We start from the raw sequence: 17,831 nt of genomic DNA on the forward strand, positions 1-17,831 counted from the left end.
TCTCGAACAAGCGCAGGATCCAGGACAACTGGTAAACCAGCGAGGCCGACGATCAGCGAGATCAGTCCCCGATGTGGAGGAAGAGTTGTGGATCCGAAGCAGCCTGTAGCAGGTTGATTTCAGCCTGCAGCCTGCAAGGCGTCCGCCAGCCGCTCGACCGCGATCACTTCCAACCCTTTGTAGCTGCCTGCCTTCGGCGCATTCGCCTTAGGCACTATCGCGCGCTTGAACCCATGGGTGGCGGCCTCCTTCAAACGCTCCTCGCCGTTGGGCACGGGGCGGATCTCGCCGGACAGGCCGACTTCACCGAAGGCAACGGTTTTTTCCGCCAGCGGCTTGTCGCGCAGCGATGACAGGATCGCCAGCAGCACCGGCAGGTCGGCCGCGGTTTCCTGCAGGCGGATGCCGCCGACCACATTGACGAACACATCCTGGTCGCCGACGCCGATGCCGCCGTGGCGGTGCAGCACCGCGAGCAGCATGGCAAGGCGGTTCTGTTCGAGGCCGACCGCGACGCGGCGCGGATTCGAGAGCGGGGACGAATCCACCAGCGCCTGCACTTCGACCAGCAGCGGCCGGGTGCCTTCGCGCGTGACCATCACTGCACTGCCCGGCTGCGCGGTACTACCGCCGGAAAGGAAGATCGCCGACGGATTCGGTACTTCTTTCAGGCCCTTCTCGCCCATCGCGAACACGCCGAGTTCGTTGACGGCGCCGAAGCGGTTCTTGAAAGCGCGCAGCACGCGGAAGCGACTGCCGCTCTCGCCTTCGAAATACAGCACCGCGTCGACCATGTGCTCAAGCACGCGTGGCCCGGCAATACCGCCTTCCTTGGTGACATGGCCGACCAGGAACACAGCAGTACCGGTTTCCTTGGCGTAGCGCACCAACCGCGCCGCGCTTTCGCGCACCTGGCTAACGGAACCAGGCGCGGCGGTCAGCGATTCCGTCCACAGCGTCTGTACCGAGTCGGCGACGATCAACTTGGGTTTGCTGGCGGCGGCATGCTCGAGGATGCGTTCGATGCCGGTTTCGGCCAATGCATTCAACCCATCCAGCGGCAGGCCGAGCCGCACCGCGCGCCCGGCAACTTGCGCCAGCGATTCCTCGCCAGTGACGTACAGCGACGGCATGTCGCCAGCCATGCGCGCGACTGCCTGCAGCAACAGCGTCGACTTGCCGATGCCGGGATCACCACCAACCAGTACCACCGCACCTTCCACCAACCCGCCGCCGAGCACGCGATCGAACTCGCCGATGCCGGTCGAAACCCTCGCGTCCTCGCTATGGCGCACGTCCTTCAATGCCATGACCTTGGGCGCCTCGACCTTCCCGGCCCACCCACTGCGTCGCGCCGCCGGAGACTGCGTGGCCGCTTCAAGCACGATTTCGGAAAGCGAATTCCACACGCCGCACTCGTCGCATTGGCCCTGCCATTTGTTGTGGTCGGCGCCGCATTCGGAGCAGACGTACGCGGTCTTGGCCTTCGTGGCTGACTTGCTGGGTTTGGCGGACATGCGCGTCGAATCAGTGGCGATGGCGCACTGTAGCCGGCGGGCGTCGCATTGCGCGAGATCGTTCGGCACCAAAAAACAAAAGGCCCGCCGAAGCGGGCCTCTTGCTTGATCATGGTGCCGGAAATAGGAATCGAACCTACGACCTACGCATTACGAATGCGCCGCTCTACCAACTGAGCTATTCCGGCGTGGCCGCAAATTGTAGCAGGTCAGTTTACGAGGGTCAGCCGCAGTTCCTTCGGCAGGGCGAACACCATGTTCTCCGGCTCGCCGTCCAGTTCACGTACGCCGCTGGCCCCCAGTTCATGCAGTCGCTCAATCACGCCGCGCACGAGGACGTCCGGGGCGGAGGCGCCGGCGGTGACGCCGATGTGGCGACGGCCCTGGACCCAGTGCGGATCGATCTCGATGGCGCCGTCGATCAGGTGTGCCTCGACGCCTTCACGCTCGGCCAGTTCGCGCAGACGGTTGGAATTGGAGCTGTTGGGCGAGCCGACGACCAGGACCAGGTCGCAATGCTTGGCCAGCTCGCGCACCGCATCCTGGCGATTCTGGGTGGCATAGCAGATGTCGTCGTTGCGCGGGCCCTGGATCGCCGGGAACCGCGCCTTCAGCGCCTCGATGATCCCGCGGGTGTCATCGACCGAAAGCGTGGTCTGCGTGGTGTAGGCACAATTCTTTGGCTGACCGATCGCAATCGTGGCAACGTCGTCGAGGTCTTCGACCAGGTAAATGTGGCCCGCACCAGCTTGTGCGCTCCACTGCCCCATCGTGCCTTCGACTTCGGGATGGCCGGCATGGCCGATGAGCACCATGTCACGGCCGGCGCGGCACTGGCGTGCGACTTCCAGGTGCACTTTGGTCACCAGCGGGCACGTGGCATCGAACACTTTCAGGCCGCGGCGTGCAGCTTCGTTGCGCACTGCCTGTGAAACGCCGTGGGCAGAGAAGATCACGGTGGCGTTGTCGGGCACTTCGTCGAGCTCTTCGACAAAGATCGCGCCGCGGTGCTTGAGGTCGTCGACGACGAAGCGGTTGTGCACGACTTCATGGCGCACATAGATCGGGGCGCCCAGCGTTTCCAGCGCGCGCTTGACGATCTCGATGGCGCGGTCGACACCGGCGCAGAAGCCGCGGGGATTGGCGAGCAGGACATCCATGGGACGATTTTACTCCCGCCGGCCTTCGGCAGCTTTATTCCCGCCGAACAGGCCGAACAGGGCGATACCGATGGCGCCGGCGACGATCGCCGAGTCGGCGACGTTGAATGCCGGCCAGTGGTAGTCGTGCCAATACCACTGGATGAAGTCGATGACCTTGCCGTGCAGAAGCCGATCGATCACGTTGCCGAGCGCGCCGCCGATCACCAGCACGTAAGGCAACGCGGTTTTCCAATCCCGACGTGGCGTGCGCGTGAGCCAGTATCCGAGCAAACCGGTGATCGCAAGGGCGAGCGCGACGAAGAAATATTGTTGCCAGCCACCGGCGTCGCTCAGGAAGCTGAACGCAGCGCCCGTGTTGTAGGTGCGGTACCAGTTCCAGAAGCCGTCGATGACCGGAATGGCCTGGAACTCGGGCAACTCCGCCATGACCCATGCTTTGCTCAGCTGATCGAGCACGATCACCAGCGCGGAGACGACGAGCCACGGCAAGGCATTCGGTTTGACAGCCATCAGAACCAACTCCGTACTTCGCCCAGGCCTTCGACGTTCGACACGCAACGTCCGCACAATTGCGGATGCGCGGCAATGGCACCGACATCGGCGCGGTGATGCCAGCAACGTACGCACTTGGTCTTCTGCGTAGGTGCAGCGGTGATCTCGATCTCGGCAGCGTTGTCGTCGGCATGCAGCGAGACATCGCCGCTGATCAGCAGGAAGCGGAGTTCTTCCACGATCGGCGCGAGCCAGTTCTGGTCGGCAACACCGCAGCGCAGGGTGATCTCCGCTTCCAGAGCGGCACCGATCGCGCCGTTGGCACGCATCGGCTCCAGCGTCTTGGCGACCTGTTCGCGCAACGCCAGCAGGCGATCGAAATCCTCCGTCGACAGCGCGGCGTCTTCGCCCAGTGGAGCCAGGCCTTCGAACCAGGTCGCAAACAGGACGTTGCCTTCGCGCTTGCCGGGGAGGTGTTGCCACATCTCGTCGCCAGTGAAGCTGAGGATCGGCGCGATCCAGCGCACGAACGCTTCTGCGATGAGGAACATCGCCGACTGCGCTGAACGACGGCCGGGCGAGGCCTCCGGCATGGTGTACAGCCGGTCCTTGGTGACGTCGAGATAGAGCGCACCAAGGTCGACGCTGCAGAAGTTGCCGAGCGCCTGCACGATTTCGGCGTAGTCGTAACGCGCGTAGGCGTTGACGATCTTCTGCTGCAGCTCATAGGCGCGATGCACGATCCAGCGGTCCAGCGCGACCATGTCCTTGGTCGCGAGCAGATGCTCGGTTGGATCGAAGCCGTGCAGGTTGCCGAGCAGGAAACGGGCGGTGTTGCGGATGCGACGGTAGACATCGCCGCTGCGCTTCAGGATCTCGTCCGACACCGACATCTCATTGCGGTAGTCGGTGGCGGCGATCCACAGTCTCAGCACGTCGGCGCCCATCGCATCCATCACCGACTGCGGCGCGATGACGTTGCCGAGCGATTTCGACATCTTGCGGCCGTTGGCATCGACCGCGAAACCGTGCGTCAGCACCTGCTTGTATGGCGCGACGCCATCCATGGCCACGCCTGTCAGCAGCGACGACTGGAACCAGCCGCGGTGCTGGTCCGAACCCTCGAGATAAAGATCGGCTGGCTTGCGCAGGCCGTCATCGCCACGCTGCGCAAGCACGCAATCGTGAGTGACGCCGGAATCGAACCAGACATCGAGGATGTCGGTGATCTTGTCGTAGCGCGGCGCATCGGCGCCGAGCAGTTCGGTGGAGTCGAGCGTGTACCAGGCATCGACGCCTTCGCGTTCAACCCTTTCCGCGATCTTGCGCATCAGCGTCGGCGATTCCGGATGCGGATCACCGCTTTCGCGATCGATGAACAGTGCGATCGGCACACCCCAGTAGCGCTGGCGCGAGATCGTCCAATCCGGACGGCCCTCGACCATGCCGTAGATGCGCGCCTCGCCCCACTCCGGGAACCACTGCACCTGGCCGATCGCGGTCAGCGCATCGCGGCGCAACCCGGCCTGCTCCATCGAAATGAACCACTGCGGAGTGGCCCGGAACGCGACCGGCGTCTTGTGGCGCCAGCAATGGGGATAGCTGTGTTCGAGCGTGGCGAAGGCCAGCAACGCACCATTGCTGCGCAGCACTTCGACGATGACATCGTTCGCTTTCCAGATATGCACGCCGGCAAGCGCGGCGCCATCGGCTGGCGGCGTCGAGGGCAGGTACACGCCGCGGCCGTCGACCGGATTCAGTTGCGCCGCGCTGTATTGCTCGACCAGGCCGTAACGCTGGCCGACCACGAAGTCCTCCTGGCCATGGCCAGGCGCGGTATGCACGGCACCGGTGCCGTCTTCGGCGGAGACGTGCTCGCCGAGCAGGATCGGGATCTCGCGCTCGGCATAGAACGGATGCTGCAGGCGCTGGCCTTCGAGATCGACGCCCTGCGCACGGCCGTGCACCACCACCATGTCTTCGACGCCGTAACGTTGTAATGCACCCGTCGCCAGCGCTTCTGCCAGCACCAACCACTGGCGCTTGCCGTCGCGCGTCGGGCCTTCGACCAGCACGTATTCGAGTTCCGGGCCGAGCGTGACCGCGAGGCTCGCCGGCAGCGTCCACGGCGTAGTGGTCCAGATCGGCACGGCGATGTCGATGCCGTCCGGCAGCGTGATGCCGAATGCAGAAGCCAATGCCTGCGGCTGGCGCGCGCGATAGGCAACGTCGACCGCGGGCGATTTCTTGTCCTGGTATTCGATCTCGGCCTCGGCCAGCGCCGAGCCGCAATCGAAACACCAGTGAACGGGCTTCACGCCGCGGCTGAGATGGCCGCGGTCGACGATCTTCGCCAGCGCGCGGAGCATGTCCGCTTCGAAACGGAAATCCATCGTGCGGTAAGGATTGCTCCAGTCGCCGATCACGCCGAGGCGCTGAAAATCGCTGCGCTGCCCGTCGATCTGTTCGGCCGCGTATTCGCGGCACTTGGCGCGGAACGCAGCGGCGTCGAGCTTGTCGCCGACCTTGCCGTGCTTCTTTTCGACCGCCAGTTCGATCGGTAGGCCGTGGCAATCCCAGCCCGGTACGTAGGGCGCGTCGAAACCCGACAACAGCTTCGACTTGACCACGATGTCCTTCAGCACCTTGTTGACGGCGTGACCGATGTGGATCGCGCCGTTGGCGTATGGCGGGCCGTCGTGCAGAACGAACGACGGACGCCCCTTCACCTGGGCGCGGATCTGCGCGTAGAGGTCTTCGCCCTGCCAGCGCTTGAGTGTTTCCGGCTCGCGCTTGGGCAAATCGCCGCGCATCGGGAAATCCGTTGCGGGAAGGTGGATGGTGGCTTTGTAGTCGTGGCTCACGCAGTGGCTCGCTGCTGTTCGTTCATCAGGAGACGACGCGCTTCTGTCGCGTCGCGGTGCATCTGCGCGACCAGCGTCGGCAGATCCGGGAATTTTTCTTCGTCGCGCAGCTTGGCGACGAATTCGACTTCAATGCGGCGCCCGTACAGGTCGCCATCGAAGTCGAACAGATGCGCTTCGAGTAATGGCTCGACGCCATCGACGGTTGGTCTTGTACCGAAGCTGGACACCGACGGCCACGCCCGCGCGCCAACACCATGCACACGCGTGGCGTAGATCCCGGACAACGCCGGCACCTTGCCGCCGAAACGGAGGTTGGCGGTCGGGAAGCCAAGCGTGCGACCGAGATGCTGGCCATGGATGACATGTCCGCCGATCGCATATGGGCGCCCGAGCAGGCGCGCGGCGTTCGCGAAGTCGCCCGCACTCAGGGCGGCACGGATGCGCGTGCTGGAAACGCGCTCGCTATCGAGCAGCACGGGGGCGATTTCGTCGGCGGTGTAACCAAGCTCGACACCTAACGCCTGCAAGGTCGCGATATCCCCTGCCCGACCCTTGCCGAAACGGAATTCCGGGCCGACCCAGACCTCGCATGCCTGGAGCCGTGCGATCAGGACCTCGCGCACGAACTGCTCCGCCGATATCGCTGCAAGTCGCGCGTTGAAGCGCAGCAGACCCACATGATCGACACCGAGCGCCAACAAGCCTTCGACCTTCGCCCGCGGGAGCGTCAACCGCGGCGGCGGCGCCGCCTTGCCGAAGAATTCACGTGGCAGCGGCTCGAAACTCACCGCGACAGCTGGCACGCCCAACGCCTGCGCACGCGCGACCGCGTGGCGCACCAGCGCGCGATGGCCGAGATGCAGGCCGTCGAAGGCGCCGATGCAGACCACGCTGCCTTGGGGGCACAAGGGCCCACCTTCGACGTCACGGAACAGCCTGCTCATTGAACTTCTCAGTATAGCGGTGCAGCTCAATCGGGCGATCAGTGGCGCAGATCGCGCGGCCGCAGGCCCGATGCCAGCAGGGTCGCGGCATACGACAACGCGCCGGCACCGATCACCACGAACAACCAGAAGATCCGGTGGGTGGGCTGCGCGATCTCGGTCCAGCTTCCGATCCACAGGCGCAATCCCACCACGATCGTTGCCATCACCACGCAGGCCGCAAACAGTTGCAATGAGAACCGCCCCCAGCCTGGCTGCGGCTGCAGCAGACCAGCGCGGCGCAGATAACGCCACAGCAGCCAGGCATTGAAGATGCCGGCGAGCGCGGTCGCCAGGGCGATGCCGCCATGTGCGCCTTCCACTTTGTACAGCCACAACGGCGTCGTGAAGGCGATGGTCAAGAGCACGTTGGCCGCCACGGTCAGCAGTGCCGCGCGCATTGGCGTCTTGGTGTCCTGACGCGCGAAGAACGCCGGCGACAGCACCTTGCTCAACATGAACGCCGGGATGCCGAGGCTCATCAGGGTCAGGCTGATCGCGGTCATGCGCGAATCGAAGGCTTCGAACTTGCCGTAGTTGTAGACGGTGGCGGTGATCGGCTCGGCCAGCAGGAACAAGCCAAGCGCGGCCGGAATGCCTGCCAGCAGGGCCAAGCGCAGGCCCCAGTCGAGCGCGCCGGAATAGCCGACCGCATCGGTGGCGGCGTGCCTGCGCGAAAGGTGCGGCAGGATCACGGTGCCAATCGCCACGCCGAACAGGCCAAGCGGGAATTCGATCAACCGGTCCGAGTAATACAGCCAGTCCTGGCTGCCATCGACCAGCAACGAAGCGAACACGGTGCCGACCAGCAGGTTGACCTGCGCCACCGACGACGAAAACAGCGTCGGCAGCATCAGTTTGGCCACCTTGCGGACTTCCGGGTGGTGGAAACCGGCCCGCAAGCGCGGTCGTAGGCCCAGCCGACCCAACGCCGGCCACAGCAATACCAGTTGCAGGGCACCAGCGATCAACACGCCCCAGGCGAGGCCGAATGGCCGGATATCGAATTGCGGCGCCAGCCACAGCATCGCCGCGATCAGGGTCAGGTTGTGCAGGACCGGCGTGAATGCCGGCAGGGCGAACTTGCCGAAGCTGTTGAGCACCGATGCCGCCAGCGACATCATGGAGATAAACAGCAGGTACGGGAACGTGATCCGCAGCATCTGCGTGGTCCACGCGAACTTGTCCGGCTGATCCAGGGCCCAGCCCGGCGTGAACACCGACGCGATCGCCGGTGCCAGCAGCACGCCCAGCCCACAGACCACCAGCACCACGGCGCACAGCGCCCCGGCCATGTGATCGACGAAATCCTTCAGCGCAGCCTTGTCGCCGCGCTCCCTGATCTCGTTCAGCACCGGGACGAAGGCCATCGACATCGAGCCTTCGGCGAAGACCCGACGCAGGAAATTGGGGATGCGGTAGGCCACGATGAAGGCACTCATCGCCCCGCCCGTGCCGAACAGGGTCGCCTGCAGGGTGTCGCGGGCGAATCCGGCAATTCGCGACAGCAGCGTCATAGCGCTGAACACTGCGGTCGAGCGCAGCAGGCCCCGGCTCATGCCCGGCTGCCATGGTTGTTGACGCAAGCCCCTGAATCGCCCATACTTTTCTGTCTGATTGACCCAAAACCTTCGTTTTCCATTCTCACCCAGTTTCCAGGATTCCCGTCGTGGCCAATATCAAGTCCGCAAAGAAGCGCGCCAAGCAGACCGTCGTGCGCAATGCTCGCAACGCTGCCCAGCGCTCGATGCTCCGCACCGCCGTCAAGAAGGTGCTGAAGGCACTCGACGCCAACGACGCCGCTGGCGCGCAGGCCGCTTTTGCCGTCGCCCAGCCGATCCTCGATCGTTACAGCTCGCGCGGCCTGATCCACAAGAACAAGGCCGCCCGCCACAAGAGCCGCCTGACCGCGCGTATCAAGGCGCTGCAGGCCGCTTAAGGCAGGCACGCAGTCATACGCAAAAAACCCGGCTCCGGCCGGGTTTTTTGTTGCCTGACGAACCTGCTCAAGCATCGCGGGACGCATCCCACTCCGCCGCTTCCTCACGCAGCCGATCGAAGAAGGCCTGTACCTCGAGCATGATCGGCCAGGTGCCCTCGCGGCCGATCGCAGAGACCAGGAACCAGGGCTGGGTCCATCCGAGTTCGCGAATGACCTCTTCGGCGCGGGTACGGGCTTCGTCCTCGAACATCAGGTCGGCCTTGTTCAACACCAGCCAGCGCGGCTTCTCCAGCATCGCAGGGTCGTATTTCTGCAGCTCGCGTTCGATCGCGCGCACCTGCTCGGCCGGCGCGACCTCCACTCCACCCTCCATCGGCGCAAGGTCGACCAGGTGCAGCAACAAACGTGTGCGCTGCACATGGCGCAGGAACAGGCTGCCGAGGCCGGCACCGTCGGCCGCGCCTTCGATCAGGCCCGGAATGTCGGCGATGACGAAACTGCGGCCCACCTCGACACTGACGACGCCGAGGTTCGGATACAGCGTGGTGAACGGGTAATCCGCCACTTTCGGCGTCGCCGCCGAAACCGCACGGATGAAGGTGCTCTTGCCAGCGTTGGGGAACCCGAGCAGGCCGACGTCGGCCAGCAGCTTCAGTTCCAGTTTCAGCGTGCGCTGCTCGCCTTCGGTACCGGGCGTTGCGCGTCGCGGCGAACGATTGATCGAGCTCTTGAAATGCATGTTGCCGAGCCCGCCCTTGCCGCCCTTGGCGACCAGCAGGCGCTCGCCGTGCGTGGTGAGATCGCCGATCACCTCATCGGTGTCGACGTTGATCACGACAGTGCCGACCGGCACGACGATCGTACTGTCCTCGCCGCCCTTGCCGTAGCGCTGCGAGCCCATGCCGTTCTCGCCACGCTGCGCCTTGAACTGCTTCTGGTGGCGGAAATCGACCAGGGTGTTGAGGTTCTCGTCGGCCTGCAGCCAGACGTTGCCGCCATCGCCACCATCGCCGCCATCGGGACCGCCGAGCGGGATGAACTTCTCACGACGGAAACCAATGCAGCCGTTGCCGCCATTGCCTGCGGTGACTGTGATTTCAGCTTCGTCGACGAGTTTCATAATGGCTGCGATTAGATAGGAACATTCGGGGTATCACAAACGAAAAGCCCCGCCGAAGCGGGGCCTTCGAACAACGTCGGGCGCCCAGTTCAAGCCTTGGCTTGAACTGATGGGTGCTTACTCGCTGACGACGCTGACGGTACGGCGCTTCTTCGGGCCCTTGGTCGAGAACTCGACCTTGCCGTCGACCAGCGCGAACAGGGTGTGATCGCGGCCGAGGCCGACACCCATGCCCGGATGGAACTGCGTGCCGCGCTGACGCACGATGATGTTGCCGGCGTCGACGGCCTGGCCGCCGTACAACTTCACGCCCAGGTACTTCGGGTTGGAGTCGCGGCCGTTGCGCGATGAACCTACGCCCTTTTTATGTGCCATGGCTGCTTCTCCTTACTTCTTGCTACCACCGGCGATGCCGGTGATCTCGATTTCGGTGTAGTGCTGCCGGTGGCCCATCTGCTTGCGATGGTGCTTGCGGCGGCGGAACTTCACGATGCGCACCTTGTCGGCGCGGCCGTGACCCTTGATGGTGGCGGTGACGCTCGCGCCCTTGAGTGCGTCGCCGAGGGTCACACCCTCGCCGTCGCCCAGCATCAGGACGTTGTCGAACTTGATCTCGCTGCCGGCTTCGGCATCGAGGAGCTCAACGCGGAGCGTTTCGCCCTTCATCACGCGGTATTGCTTACCGCCGGTGACTAGAACTGCGTACATGACCAGACTTCCTCTGTAGTTATTGTGGTCGCCTGCCTGCCATCGAGGGCGGACAGAAGCGGAATTGTACGGGGTATCAGTGGCTTACGGCAACTATCCCAGCCAGCAAAGTCGTCAGGGTGGGTCTTAACCGGCCTCCAGGGGCCGTAATTGCCCGGATGGGGTAGGCCAGGGGCCACGCCCCGGAGTGGGCTTGCCCAGGCCTTAACCAATCCCGTGCTGTACTCGGCCCGCTGCAGCCACGGCCGCGGCCCACTCAACCCAGGATGGGGAAGGGAACGCCATGTACGAGCGGATAGTCCAGCAAGCGGCCAGCCGCTTCAGTCTCAGTCAGGAAAAAACCAAGCAATTGCTGGGCATGCTGGTCGGCCAGATCTTCAACCCCAAGCGCGGTGGTCCAGCGGGCTTCGTGAACGCGTTTCGCGACCAGGACCTGGGGGGCGTGGTTGGCTCGTGGCTCGGGAGAGGGCCAAACCAGTCGATCACCCCCAGTCAGCTCGAAAGCGTGCTCGGTGCGGATGCCATCTCTTCGATCAGCGCCAAGCTGGGCCTGTCACGCGAGACGGTCAGCAGCGCCGCCGCGGCAATGTTGCCGGATGCCGTCGACACCCTGAGCGAGCACGGCGACCTGGGCGTCAACGTCCCGGACAGATTGAAGGGTTGGCTCGGCAATGTGCTCGAGGAACTTGGCCACTTCGGCTCGGTGCCAACCGCTGTCGAGACCTCAGCCATGGCCGGCGCGGCAACAGTTGATACCGACCAGGCCACCGACGACACCGCACGCGCCGGCGGGGGCTTGGGCAAATGGCTGCCCTGGTTGTTGATCGGCGCATTACTGGTCGGTGCCTTCGCGTATTTCCGCGGCTGAGTGCCGGCGCCAACAGTGGCGCTTCGACGTCCGCTTGCGCATTGCCGCCCTGAACCGCAACCGTCGCATGACGTGCGACGGCCCTGTCGCAAGCTGGCGTCCTGGCGATTTGCCCCCAAATCGCCAGCTCGTTACGCTTCCCTGTTCGCTCCTCCATTTCCCAGCACGCCCCGGCACGGATCTCCCCCTAGATGGCGATGGACTTCATCCGCATCCGCGGCGCGCGGACGCACAACCTCAAGAACATCGACCTCGACTTGCCACGCGATCAGCTGATCGTCGTTACCGGCCTGTCGGGCTCGGGCAAGTCGTCGCTGGCGTTCGATACCATCTACGCCGAGGGCCAGCGCCGCTACGTCGAATCGCTGTCGGCCTATGCACGGCAGTTCCTCAGTGTGATGGAGAAGCCCGACGTCGATCACATCGAAGGCCTCTCGCCGGCGATCGCGATCGAGCAGAAGGCGACTTCGCACAATCCGCGCTCCACGGTCGGCACCATCACCGAGATCTACGACTACCTGCGCTTGCTGTACGCGCGTGTCGGCCTGCCGCGCTGTCCCGACCACGGCTATCCGTTGGAAGCACAGACCGTCAGCCAGATGGTCGACCAGGTATTGGCGCTGGGCAACGATCCAAAGACGAGCGAACAACGCTGGATGCTGCTCGCGCCAGTGATCCGCGAGCGCAAGGGCGAGCATGTGCAGGTGTTCGAGCAATTGCGTGCACAGGGCTTCGTGCGCGTGCGCGTCGATGGCGTCTTGCACGAGATCGATGCGGTGCCGCCGCTGGCTCTGCGGGTCAAGCACACGATCGAAGCGGTGATCGACCGTTTCAAGGTGCGCGACGATCTGAAGCAGCGCCTGGCCGAATCGTTCGAAACAGCGTTGAAGCTCGGCGACGGGATGGCGGCGGTGCAATCGCTCGACGACCCCGCGCCTGGACAAAGCCCGGCCGCGCCCCTGCTCTTCTCGTCGAAATACAGCTGCCCGGTCTGCGATTACTCGCTGCCGGAACTGGAACCACGACTGTTCTCGTTCAATTCGCCTGTCGGCGCCTGCCCGACCTGCGATGGCCTCGGCGTGTCGCAGTTCTTCGATCCGGCGCGCGTGGTCGTGCATCCGGAACTTTCGCTCGCCGCCGGTGCGGTGCGCGGGTGGGATCGGCGCAACGCGTATTACTTCGCGATGATCGTGTCGCTAGGGAAGCATTACGGTTTCGACGTCGATACGCTCTGGCAGGATCTCGACGAAGACGTGCGCCAGGCGGTGCTGTACGGCAGCGGCAACGACCTGATCAGCTTCAACTACATCAGCGACAGCGGCGCGCGCCACCAGCGCAAGCACAAGTTCGAGGGCATCCTGCCCAATCTCGAACGCCGCTACCGCGACACCGAGTCCTCTGCGGTGCGCGAGGAGTTGGCCAAGTTCATCAGCGAGCGTCCCTGCCCCGACTGCGGCGGTGCGCGCCTGAATCGCAGCGCGCGCAACGTGTTCGTCGCCGACAAGCCGTTGCCTGAAATCGTTGTGCTGCCGGTGGACGAGGCATTGGCGTTCTTCGGCGAACTCAGCCTCGCCGGCTGGCGCGGCGAGATCGCTGTAAAGATCGTCAAGGAAATCCGCGATCGCTTGCGCTTCCTGGTCGATGTCGGCCTCGATTACCTCACGCTCGAGCGCAAGGCCGACACGCTCTCGGGCGGCGAGGCCCAGCGCATTCGCCTGGCCTCGCAGATCGGCGCGGGCCTGGTCGGCGTCATGTATGTGCTCGACGAACCGTCGATCGGCCTGCACCAGCGCGACAACGAGCGCCTGCTCGGCACCCTCACCCGCCTGCGTGATCTCGGCAACACCGTGATTGTGGTCGAGCATGACGAAGACGCGATCCGCCTCGCCGACTACATCGTCGACATCGGCCCTGGCGCTGGCGTGCACGGCGGCGAAGTCGTAGCGCAAGGCAGTTACGCCGACATCCTGAAGGCGCCGCGTTCGCTCACCGGGCAATACCTCAGCGGCAAGAAACAGATCGAAGTCCCGGCGACGCGACAGAAGCCGAACAAGAAGATGCTCCTGAAGTTGCTTGGCGCCTCCGGCAACAATCTGAAGGACGTCGACCTCGAGATCCCGGCCGGACTGTTCACCGCCGTCACCGGCGTCTCAGGTTCCGGCAAGTCGACGCTGATCAACGACACGCTGTACGCGCTTGCCGCGAACGAGATCAACGGCGCCTCGCACAAGCCGAAGGCATACCGCGAGGTGCAAGGACTCGATCTGTTCGACAAGGTCGTCGATATCGACCAGTCGCCGATCGGACGCACGCCGCGCTCAAACCCCGCGACTTATACCGGCCTGTTCACCCCGTTGCGCGAGTTGTTCGCGCAGGTGCCGGAAGCGCGCGCTCGTGGCTATTCGCCCGGGCGCTTCTCGTTCAACGTGCGCGGTGGCCGTTGCGAGGCTTGCCAGGGCGATGGCCTGATCAAGGTCGAGATGCACTTCCTGCCCGACGTGTACGTGCCCTGCGACGTCTGCCACGGCAAGCGCTACAATCGCGAGACGCTGGAGATCCTCTACAAGGGTTACAGCATCCACGACGTGCTCGAAATGACGGTCGAGGATGCGCTGTCGCTGTTCGAGCCGGTGCCGTCGATCGCGCGCAAGCTGGAGACGCTGCTCGATGTCGGCCTGAGTTACATCAAGCTCGGCCAGCCGGCGACCACGCTCTCAGGCGGCGAGGCACAGCGCGTCAAGCTGTCGAAGGAACTTTCGCGGCGCGATACCGGCCGGACTCTCTACATCCTCGATGAGCCGACCACCGGGCTGCACTTCCACGACATCGAGCACCTGCTCGCCGTGCTGCACAAGCTGCGCGACGACGGCAACACCATCGTGGTGATCGAGCACAACCTCGACGTGATCAAGACCGCCGACTGGGTGATCGACCTCGGTCCCGAAGGCGGTCATCGCGGCGGCACCATCCTCGCCACCGGCACGCCCGAAGACCTGGCGAAACTGACGCATTCGCATACCGGCCGCTTCCTCGCCAAGACGCTGGGCGTCGAAACCAAACCCGCGAAGCGGAAGTCTGCGGCATGAACGACGCGGCGTTGCGCGCCGCGTTGTAGTCGCGGCGCACAGCTGGGTCTGCAGCCCGGCCTATTCCGTCGGCTTGCGCACTTCAAATTCGCCCCGCAGCATGCCGCCGTCCTTCAGCGCGAACTCCACCACCACCTTGCTGCCGGGCTTCAACTGCGCGTGAGGCTGCATGAGCATCAGGTGCATGCCGCCGGGCTTGAGGGTGGCGGCGCTGCCGGGGGCAATGCGCAATTCGGGCAGCGCGCGCATCTTGCTGACGCCATCGACGATGCGGGTCTCGTGCAGCGACGTGTCGGCGAAAGCGGGACTGCTGACACCCACGATGGTGACCGGGGTTGGGCAACTGTTCTCGATGCGGCCGAAACCGGCCAGCATTGGCATTGGCATTTTCGATAAAGGCAGGGGCGGCAAGCGCAGCCAGCCTTCACGTACCTGGGGTGCGCACTCGCGCGCGCAGGCAGGCATGGCGATGAAGAGCAGCGAGAACGAGATGACGCAGGCGCGGAGCAGGTTCATCCGCCTATGATAGCGACTGCTTCCATACGCTTCCGTCCATGACCACCGAAACCATCCATCACGTCGGCGACATCATCGAAATCAGGCTCGTGCGCCCGCCGGTCAATGCGCTCGATCCCGACCTCTGCAATGCCGTGCGCGACGCGGTGGAAGCGGCGCCTGGCAACGGTGCGCGCGCGATCGTGCTGTCAGGCGGGCACGGCGTGTTCTCGGCGGGGCTGGACGTGCCCTACCTCCTCGGCCTTGGCGACGATCGTTCCGGGCTGATGGCGGCCTGGAGTGCATTCTTCGGCGCCTGCGGTGCGATCGCGCGCAGCCCAGTGCCGATCGTCGCTGCGATCGACGGCCACAATCCCGCCGGTGGTTGCGTGCTGACGTTGTGCTGCGACTACCGGATCATGGCGCGCGCACCGGATGACGCGAAGCCGTTCCGCATCGGTCTCAACGAAGTCGCTGTCGGGCTGGTCGCGCCGGAAGCCGTGCAATACCTGATGCAGCGCATCGTCGGTTACCAGCGCAGCGAACGCCTGCTCGCCGACGGCACCATGCTCACCACCGACGAAGCGCGTGCCCTGGGCATCGTTGATGAGGTTTGCGCATTCGGCGATGCCATGCAGCACGCCTTGGCCTGGCTGCAGCCGCGACTGAAGCTGCCGCAGACCCCGTTGCGGGCCACCCGTGAAATCGCCCGCGCCGATCTGATCGCAGCGATTACCGATCCAAAACGGATCAATCTCGATCTATTCATCGATTGCTGGTCCATGCCCGATACGCAGGCAGGCCTACGCGCGATGCTGGCGCGCATCGGGAAGTAACCGCTGCGCCTTATCGGGCCGTGCCCGGCAACGACATCAATCCGCCCCTGTTGCGATGGGCCGCGACGGATCGCTGATCCAGCCGCTCCACGAGCCAGTGAACAGCTTCGCGCCTTTCAGGCCAGCGCGTTCCATCGCCAGCAGGTGGTGGCACGCAGTGACGCCGGAGCCACACATCGCAATCGCCTGGTCCGGCGTGCGCGTCCCGAGCAGCGCGCGGAACTCGTCGGCAAGCTGCATCGGTGCCTTGAAGCGGCCATCGATCAGGTTCTCAGCGTATGGCCGACTCTTCGCGCCGGGCACGTGGCCGGCAACACGGTCGATCATTTCGTTCTCGCCGCGGAAGCGATCGGCGGCGCGTGCGTCGAGCAGCAGTTCGCCGGCGTCGAGCCGTGCCTGCACTGCTTCGGGGTCGAGCAAACGGGTGCGGTCGAAGCTGCCGGTGTAACGCAGCGGGGCGGGGTTGCGGACCTGGGTGTCGATCGGCAAGCCGAGCACCGTCCAGCGCGCCCATCCGCCATCGAGTACGGCGACTTTCTCGTGCCCCAGCGCACGCAACAGGAACCACAAGCGCGCTGCGTGCGCGCCATCGCCATCGTCATAGGCGATGACCTGGTGATGTGGGGCGATACCCCACTCGCCAAGCTTGGCGGTGAAGGTGTCGGCGTCCGGCCACGGATGGCGACCGTCGCCATGCTTGCTCATGTCCGACAGGTCGCGATCCAGGTGCGCGTACACCGCCCCCGGGATGTGTCCGAGCAGGTAGGCGGACTCGCCGGCGCCAGGGTTGATGATAGAGAAGCGGCAATCGACGATCGCCAGATCCGGGCGGCCGAGTGCGACCGACAGGGTTTCCGCTTGCACGAGGGTGTTCCAGCCGGCCATCACTCTCCTCCGATGCGTTCGCGCAGGTTGTAGAGAATCGATGCAGTCACGCCCCAGATCCGCTGCTCCGGGGCATGCTCGGAAGAACGGAATTCCAGCACCCGACGCGGTCGTCCGCGGTATTCGATGTCGTGGGTGGTGAGATTGTCGTGATTTAGCAGGTAGGCCAGAGGTACTTCGAACACCGCGGCGACCTCGTTGGGATCCGGGCGCGCCTCGTACGCGGGATCGACTTGCGCGACCAGCGGAAGGACCCGGAAGCCGGTGATCGTGCACAAAGGGTCGAGGAAGCCCAGTGGCGTGATCAGCGTCGGGGCCAGGCCGATTTCCTCCTCGGTTTCCCGCAACGCTGCAGCAACGGCATCGATGTCCCCGGGCTCGATCCGACCACCGGGAAAACTCACTTGTCCCGCGTGATGACGCAGGGCATCGGTACGTCGGGTCAGCAATACCTGGCAGCCTGCCTCGCGTGGCACCAATCCCACCAGCACGGCGGCTTCACGGAGCGGGTCGTCCGACAGCAGGCCTTCGAGTTCATCGTGGTTCCAGCCCTGCCCCTTCGGCGGCGCGTGCAACGGGTGCAACGCGGCGCGCAAGCGCTGCAGGTCGGACGTTGCCATCATCGGGGCATTCGCAATTCGCGCTGCGGTAGTGCTTCCATCAGCCGCAGGCGTTCGTCGTCATCCATTTGCGCCCAGCGAGCGATCTCCGCAGTCGTGCGATGGCAGCCGGAGCAGAGGCCATCGTCATCGAGGCTGCACACGCCGATGCAGGGGCTGAGCACGGCGCGGAAGGGGGCGTTCATTGAGTCGAAAATCCCTTAAAAAACAACGCCGGCACGGAGCCGGCGTTGTCGAATAACGTGGCGC

General features: G+C 64.6%; 15 protein-coding genes, 1 tRNA gene and 1 pseudogene. 4 read left to right on the forward strand and 13 right to left on the reverse strand.

Features of this window, described 5'->3' with window-relative positions:
- Positions 1-119: 119 nt before the first annotated feature.
- The 7 genes from radA to murJ all read right to left on the reverse strand — a co-directional run bounded on the left by radA (position 120) and on the right by murJ (position 8,581).
- Positions 120-1,517 (reverse strand): DNA repair protein RadA, encoded by a 1,398-nt coding sequence (gene radA, locus MO486_RS02270; RefSeq protein ID WP_242904226.1) that lies wholly within the window; start codon positions 1,515-1,517, stop codon positions 120-122.
- A gap of 112 nt (positions 1,518-1,629) precedes the next feature.
- Positions 1,630-1,705, reverse strand: a tRNA-Thr gene (locus MO486_RS02275).
- Between the two features lie 21 nt (positions 1,706-1,726).
- Positions 1,727-2,677, reverse strand: coding sequence for a 4-hydroxy-3-methylbut-2-enyl diphosphate reductase (ispH, locus tag MO486_RS02280; protein WP_242904227.1), 951 nt, complete (start codon positions 2,675-2,677; stop codon positions 1,727-1,729).
- Between the two features lie 9 nt (positions 2,678-2,686).
- On the reverse strand, positions 2,687-3,190 hold the full coding sequence (lspA, locus tag MO486_RS02285; RefSeq protein ID WP_242904228.1) for a signal peptidase II: 504 nt from the start codon (positions 3,188-3,190) through the stop codon (positions 2,687-2,689).
- Positions 3,190-6,036, reverse strand: a complete 2,847-nt coding sequence (gene ileS, locus MO486_RS02290) for an isoleucine--tRNA ligase (RefSeq protein ID WP_242904229.1) — start codon at positions 6,034-6,036, stop codon at positions 3,190-3,192. The genes lspA and ileS overlap by 1 nt, the downstream gene beginning before the upstream one ends.
- Positions 6,033-6,983, reverse strand: coding sequence for a bifunctional riboflavin kinase/FAD synthetase (locus MO486_RS02295; protein ID WP_242904230.1), 951 nt, complete (start codon positions 6,981-6,983; stop codon positions 6,033-6,035). Before MO486_RS02295 ends, ileS begins: the two co-directional genes overlap by 4 nt.
- A gap of 38 nt (positions 6,984-7,021) precedes the next feature.
- Positions 7,022-8,581, reverse strand: coding sequence for a murein biosynthesis integral membrane protein MurJ (gene murJ, locus MO486_RS02300; RefSeq protein WP_242904231.1), 1,560 nt, complete (start codon positions 8,579-8,581; stop codon positions 7,022-7,024).
- A gap of 110 nt (positions 8,582-8,691) precedes the next feature.
- On the opposite strand from murJ, the gene rpsT reads away from it, so the two are divergent.
- A complete protein-coding gene (gene rpsT / locus MO486_RS02305; RefSeq protein WP_242904232.1) occupies positions 8,692-8,961 on the forward strand; it encodes a 30S ribosomal protein S20 in 270 nt (89 codons plus the stop codon).
- Positions 8,962-9,028: 67 nt separating this feature from the next.
- On the opposite strand, the gene obgE is transcribed toward rpsT, so the two are convergent.
- The 3 genes from obgE to rplU all read right to left on the reverse strand — a co-directional run bounded on the left by obgE (position 9,029) and on the right by rplU (position 10,792).
- On the reverse strand, positions 9,029-10,084 hold the full coding sequence (obgE, locus tag MO486_RS02310) for a GTPase ObgE (protein WP_242904233.1): 1,056 nt from the start codon (positions 10,082-10,084) through the stop codon (positions 9,029-9,031).
- 117 nt (positions 10,085-10,201) lie between these two features.
- On the reverse strand, positions 10,202-10,459 hold the full coding sequence (rpmA, locus tag MO486_RS02315; protein WP_242904234.1) for a 50S ribosomal protein L27: 258 nt from the start codon (positions 10,457-10,459) through the stop codon (positions 10,202-10,204).
- Positions 10,460-10,471: 12 nt separating this feature from the next.
- Entirely contained in the window at positions 10,472-10,792 is a 321-nt protein-coding gene (gene rplU / locus MO486_RS02320) for a 50S ribosomal protein L21 (protein ID WP_242904235.1), read from the reverse strand.
- 283 nt (positions 10,793-11,075) lie between these two features.
- Between rplU and MO486_RS02325 the strand changes: the two genes are divergently transcribed.
- On the forward strand, positions 11,076-11,660 hold the full coding sequence (locus MO486_RS02325; protein WP_242904236.1) for a YidB family protein: 585 nt from the start codon (positions 11,076-11,078) through the stop codon (positions 11,658-11,660).
- 191 nt (positions 11,661-11,851) lie between these two features.
- Entirely contained in the window at positions 11,852-14,746 is a 2,895-nt protein-coding gene (gene uvrA / locus MO486_RS02330; protein ID WP_242904238.1) for an excinuclease ABC subunit UvrA, read from the forward strand.
- Between the two features lie 60 nt (positions 14,747-14,806).
- Here uvrA and MO486_RS02335 read toward each other — a convergent pair whose 3' ends face one another.
- Entirely contained in the window at positions 14,807-15,262 is a 456-nt protein-coding gene (locus MO486_RS02335; RefSeq protein ID WP_242904240.1) for a copper chaperone PCu(A)C, read from the reverse strand.
- Between the two features lie 38 nt (positions 15,263-15,300).
- Here MO486_RS02335 and MO486_RS02340 point away from each other — a divergent pair, with 38 nt between their 5' ends.
- Positions 15,301-16,077: an enoyl-CoA hydratase/isomerase family protein gene (locus MO486_RS02340; RefSeq protein ID WP_242904242.1), complete on the forward strand. Its 777-nt coding sequence runs from the start codon at positions 15,301-15,303 to the stop codon at positions 16,075-16,077.
- Between the two features lie 36 nt (positions 16,078-16,113).
- Here MO486_RS02340 and MO486_RS02345 read toward each other — a convergent pair whose 3' ends face one another.
- On the reverse strand, positions 16,114-16,962 hold the full coding sequence (locus MO486_RS02345; RefSeq protein WP_242904245.1) for a sulfurtransferase: 849 nt from the start codon (positions 16,960-16,962) through the stop codon (positions 16,114-16,116).
- Positions 16,962-17,767: pseudogene (locus MO486_RS02350) on the reverse strand (CoA pyrophosphatase). Before MO486_RS02350 ends, MO486_RS02345 begins: the two are co-directional and overlap by 1 nt.
- Between the last annotated feature and the right edge of the window lie 64 nt (positions 17,768-17,831).

This window comes from Lysobacter sp. CFH 32150, assembly GCF_022758295.1.
Taxonomy (GTDB): Bacteria; Pseudomonadota; Gammaproteobacteria; order Xanthomonadales; family Xanthomonadaceae; genus CFH-32150.

Coding starts and splice junctions, on each gene's coding strand:
- radA (WP_242904226.1), bottom strand. CDS start 1,517: ATGTCCGCCAAACCCAGCAAGTCAGCCACGAAGGCCAAGACCGCGTAC.
- ispH (WP_242904227.1), bottom strand. CDS start 2,677: ATGGATGTCCTGCTCGCCAATCCCCGCGGCTTCTGCGCCGGTGTCGAC.
- lspA (WP_242904228.1), bottom strand. CDS start 3,190: ATGGCTGTCAAACCGAATGCCTTGCCGTGGCTCGTCGTCTCCGCGCTG.
- MO486_RS02295 (WP_242904230.1), bottom strand. CDS start 6,983: ATGAGCAGGCTGTTCCGTGACGTCGAAGGTGGGCCCTTGTGCCCCCAA.
- murJ (WP_242904231.1), bottom strand. CDS start 8,581: ATGAGCCGGGGCCTGCTGCGCTCGACCGCAGTGTTCAGCGCTATGACG.
- obgE (WP_242904233.1), bottom strand. CDS start 10,084: ATGAAACTCGTCGACGAAGCTGAAATCACAGTCACCGCAGGCAATGGC.
- rpmA (WP_242904234.1), bottom strand. CDS start 10,459: ATGGCACATAAAAAGGGCGTAGGTTCATCGCGCAACGGCCGCGACTCC.
- rplU (WP_242904235.1), bottom strand. CDS start 10,792: ATGTACGCAGTTCTAGTCACCGGCGGTAAGCAATACCGCGTGATGAAG.
- MO486_RS02325 (WP_242904236.1), top strand. CDS start 11,076: ATGTACGAGCGGATAGTCCAGCAAGCGGCCAGCCGCTTCAGTCTCAGT.
- uvrA (WP_242904238.1), top strand. CDS start 11,852: ATGGCGATGGACTTCATCCGCATCCGCGGCGCGCGGACGCACAACCTC.
- MO486_RS02335 (WP_242904240.1), bottom strand. CDS start 15,262: ATGAACCTGCTCCGCGCCTGCGTCATCTCGTTCTCGCTGCTCTTCATC.
- MO486_RS02340 (WP_242904242.1), top strand. CDS start 15,301: ATGACCACCGAAACCATCCATCACGTCGGCGACATCATCGAAATCAGG.
- MO486_RS02345 (WP_242904245.1), bottom strand. CDS start 16,962: ATGGCCGGCTGGAACACCCTCGTGCAAGCGGAAACCCTGTCGGTCGCA.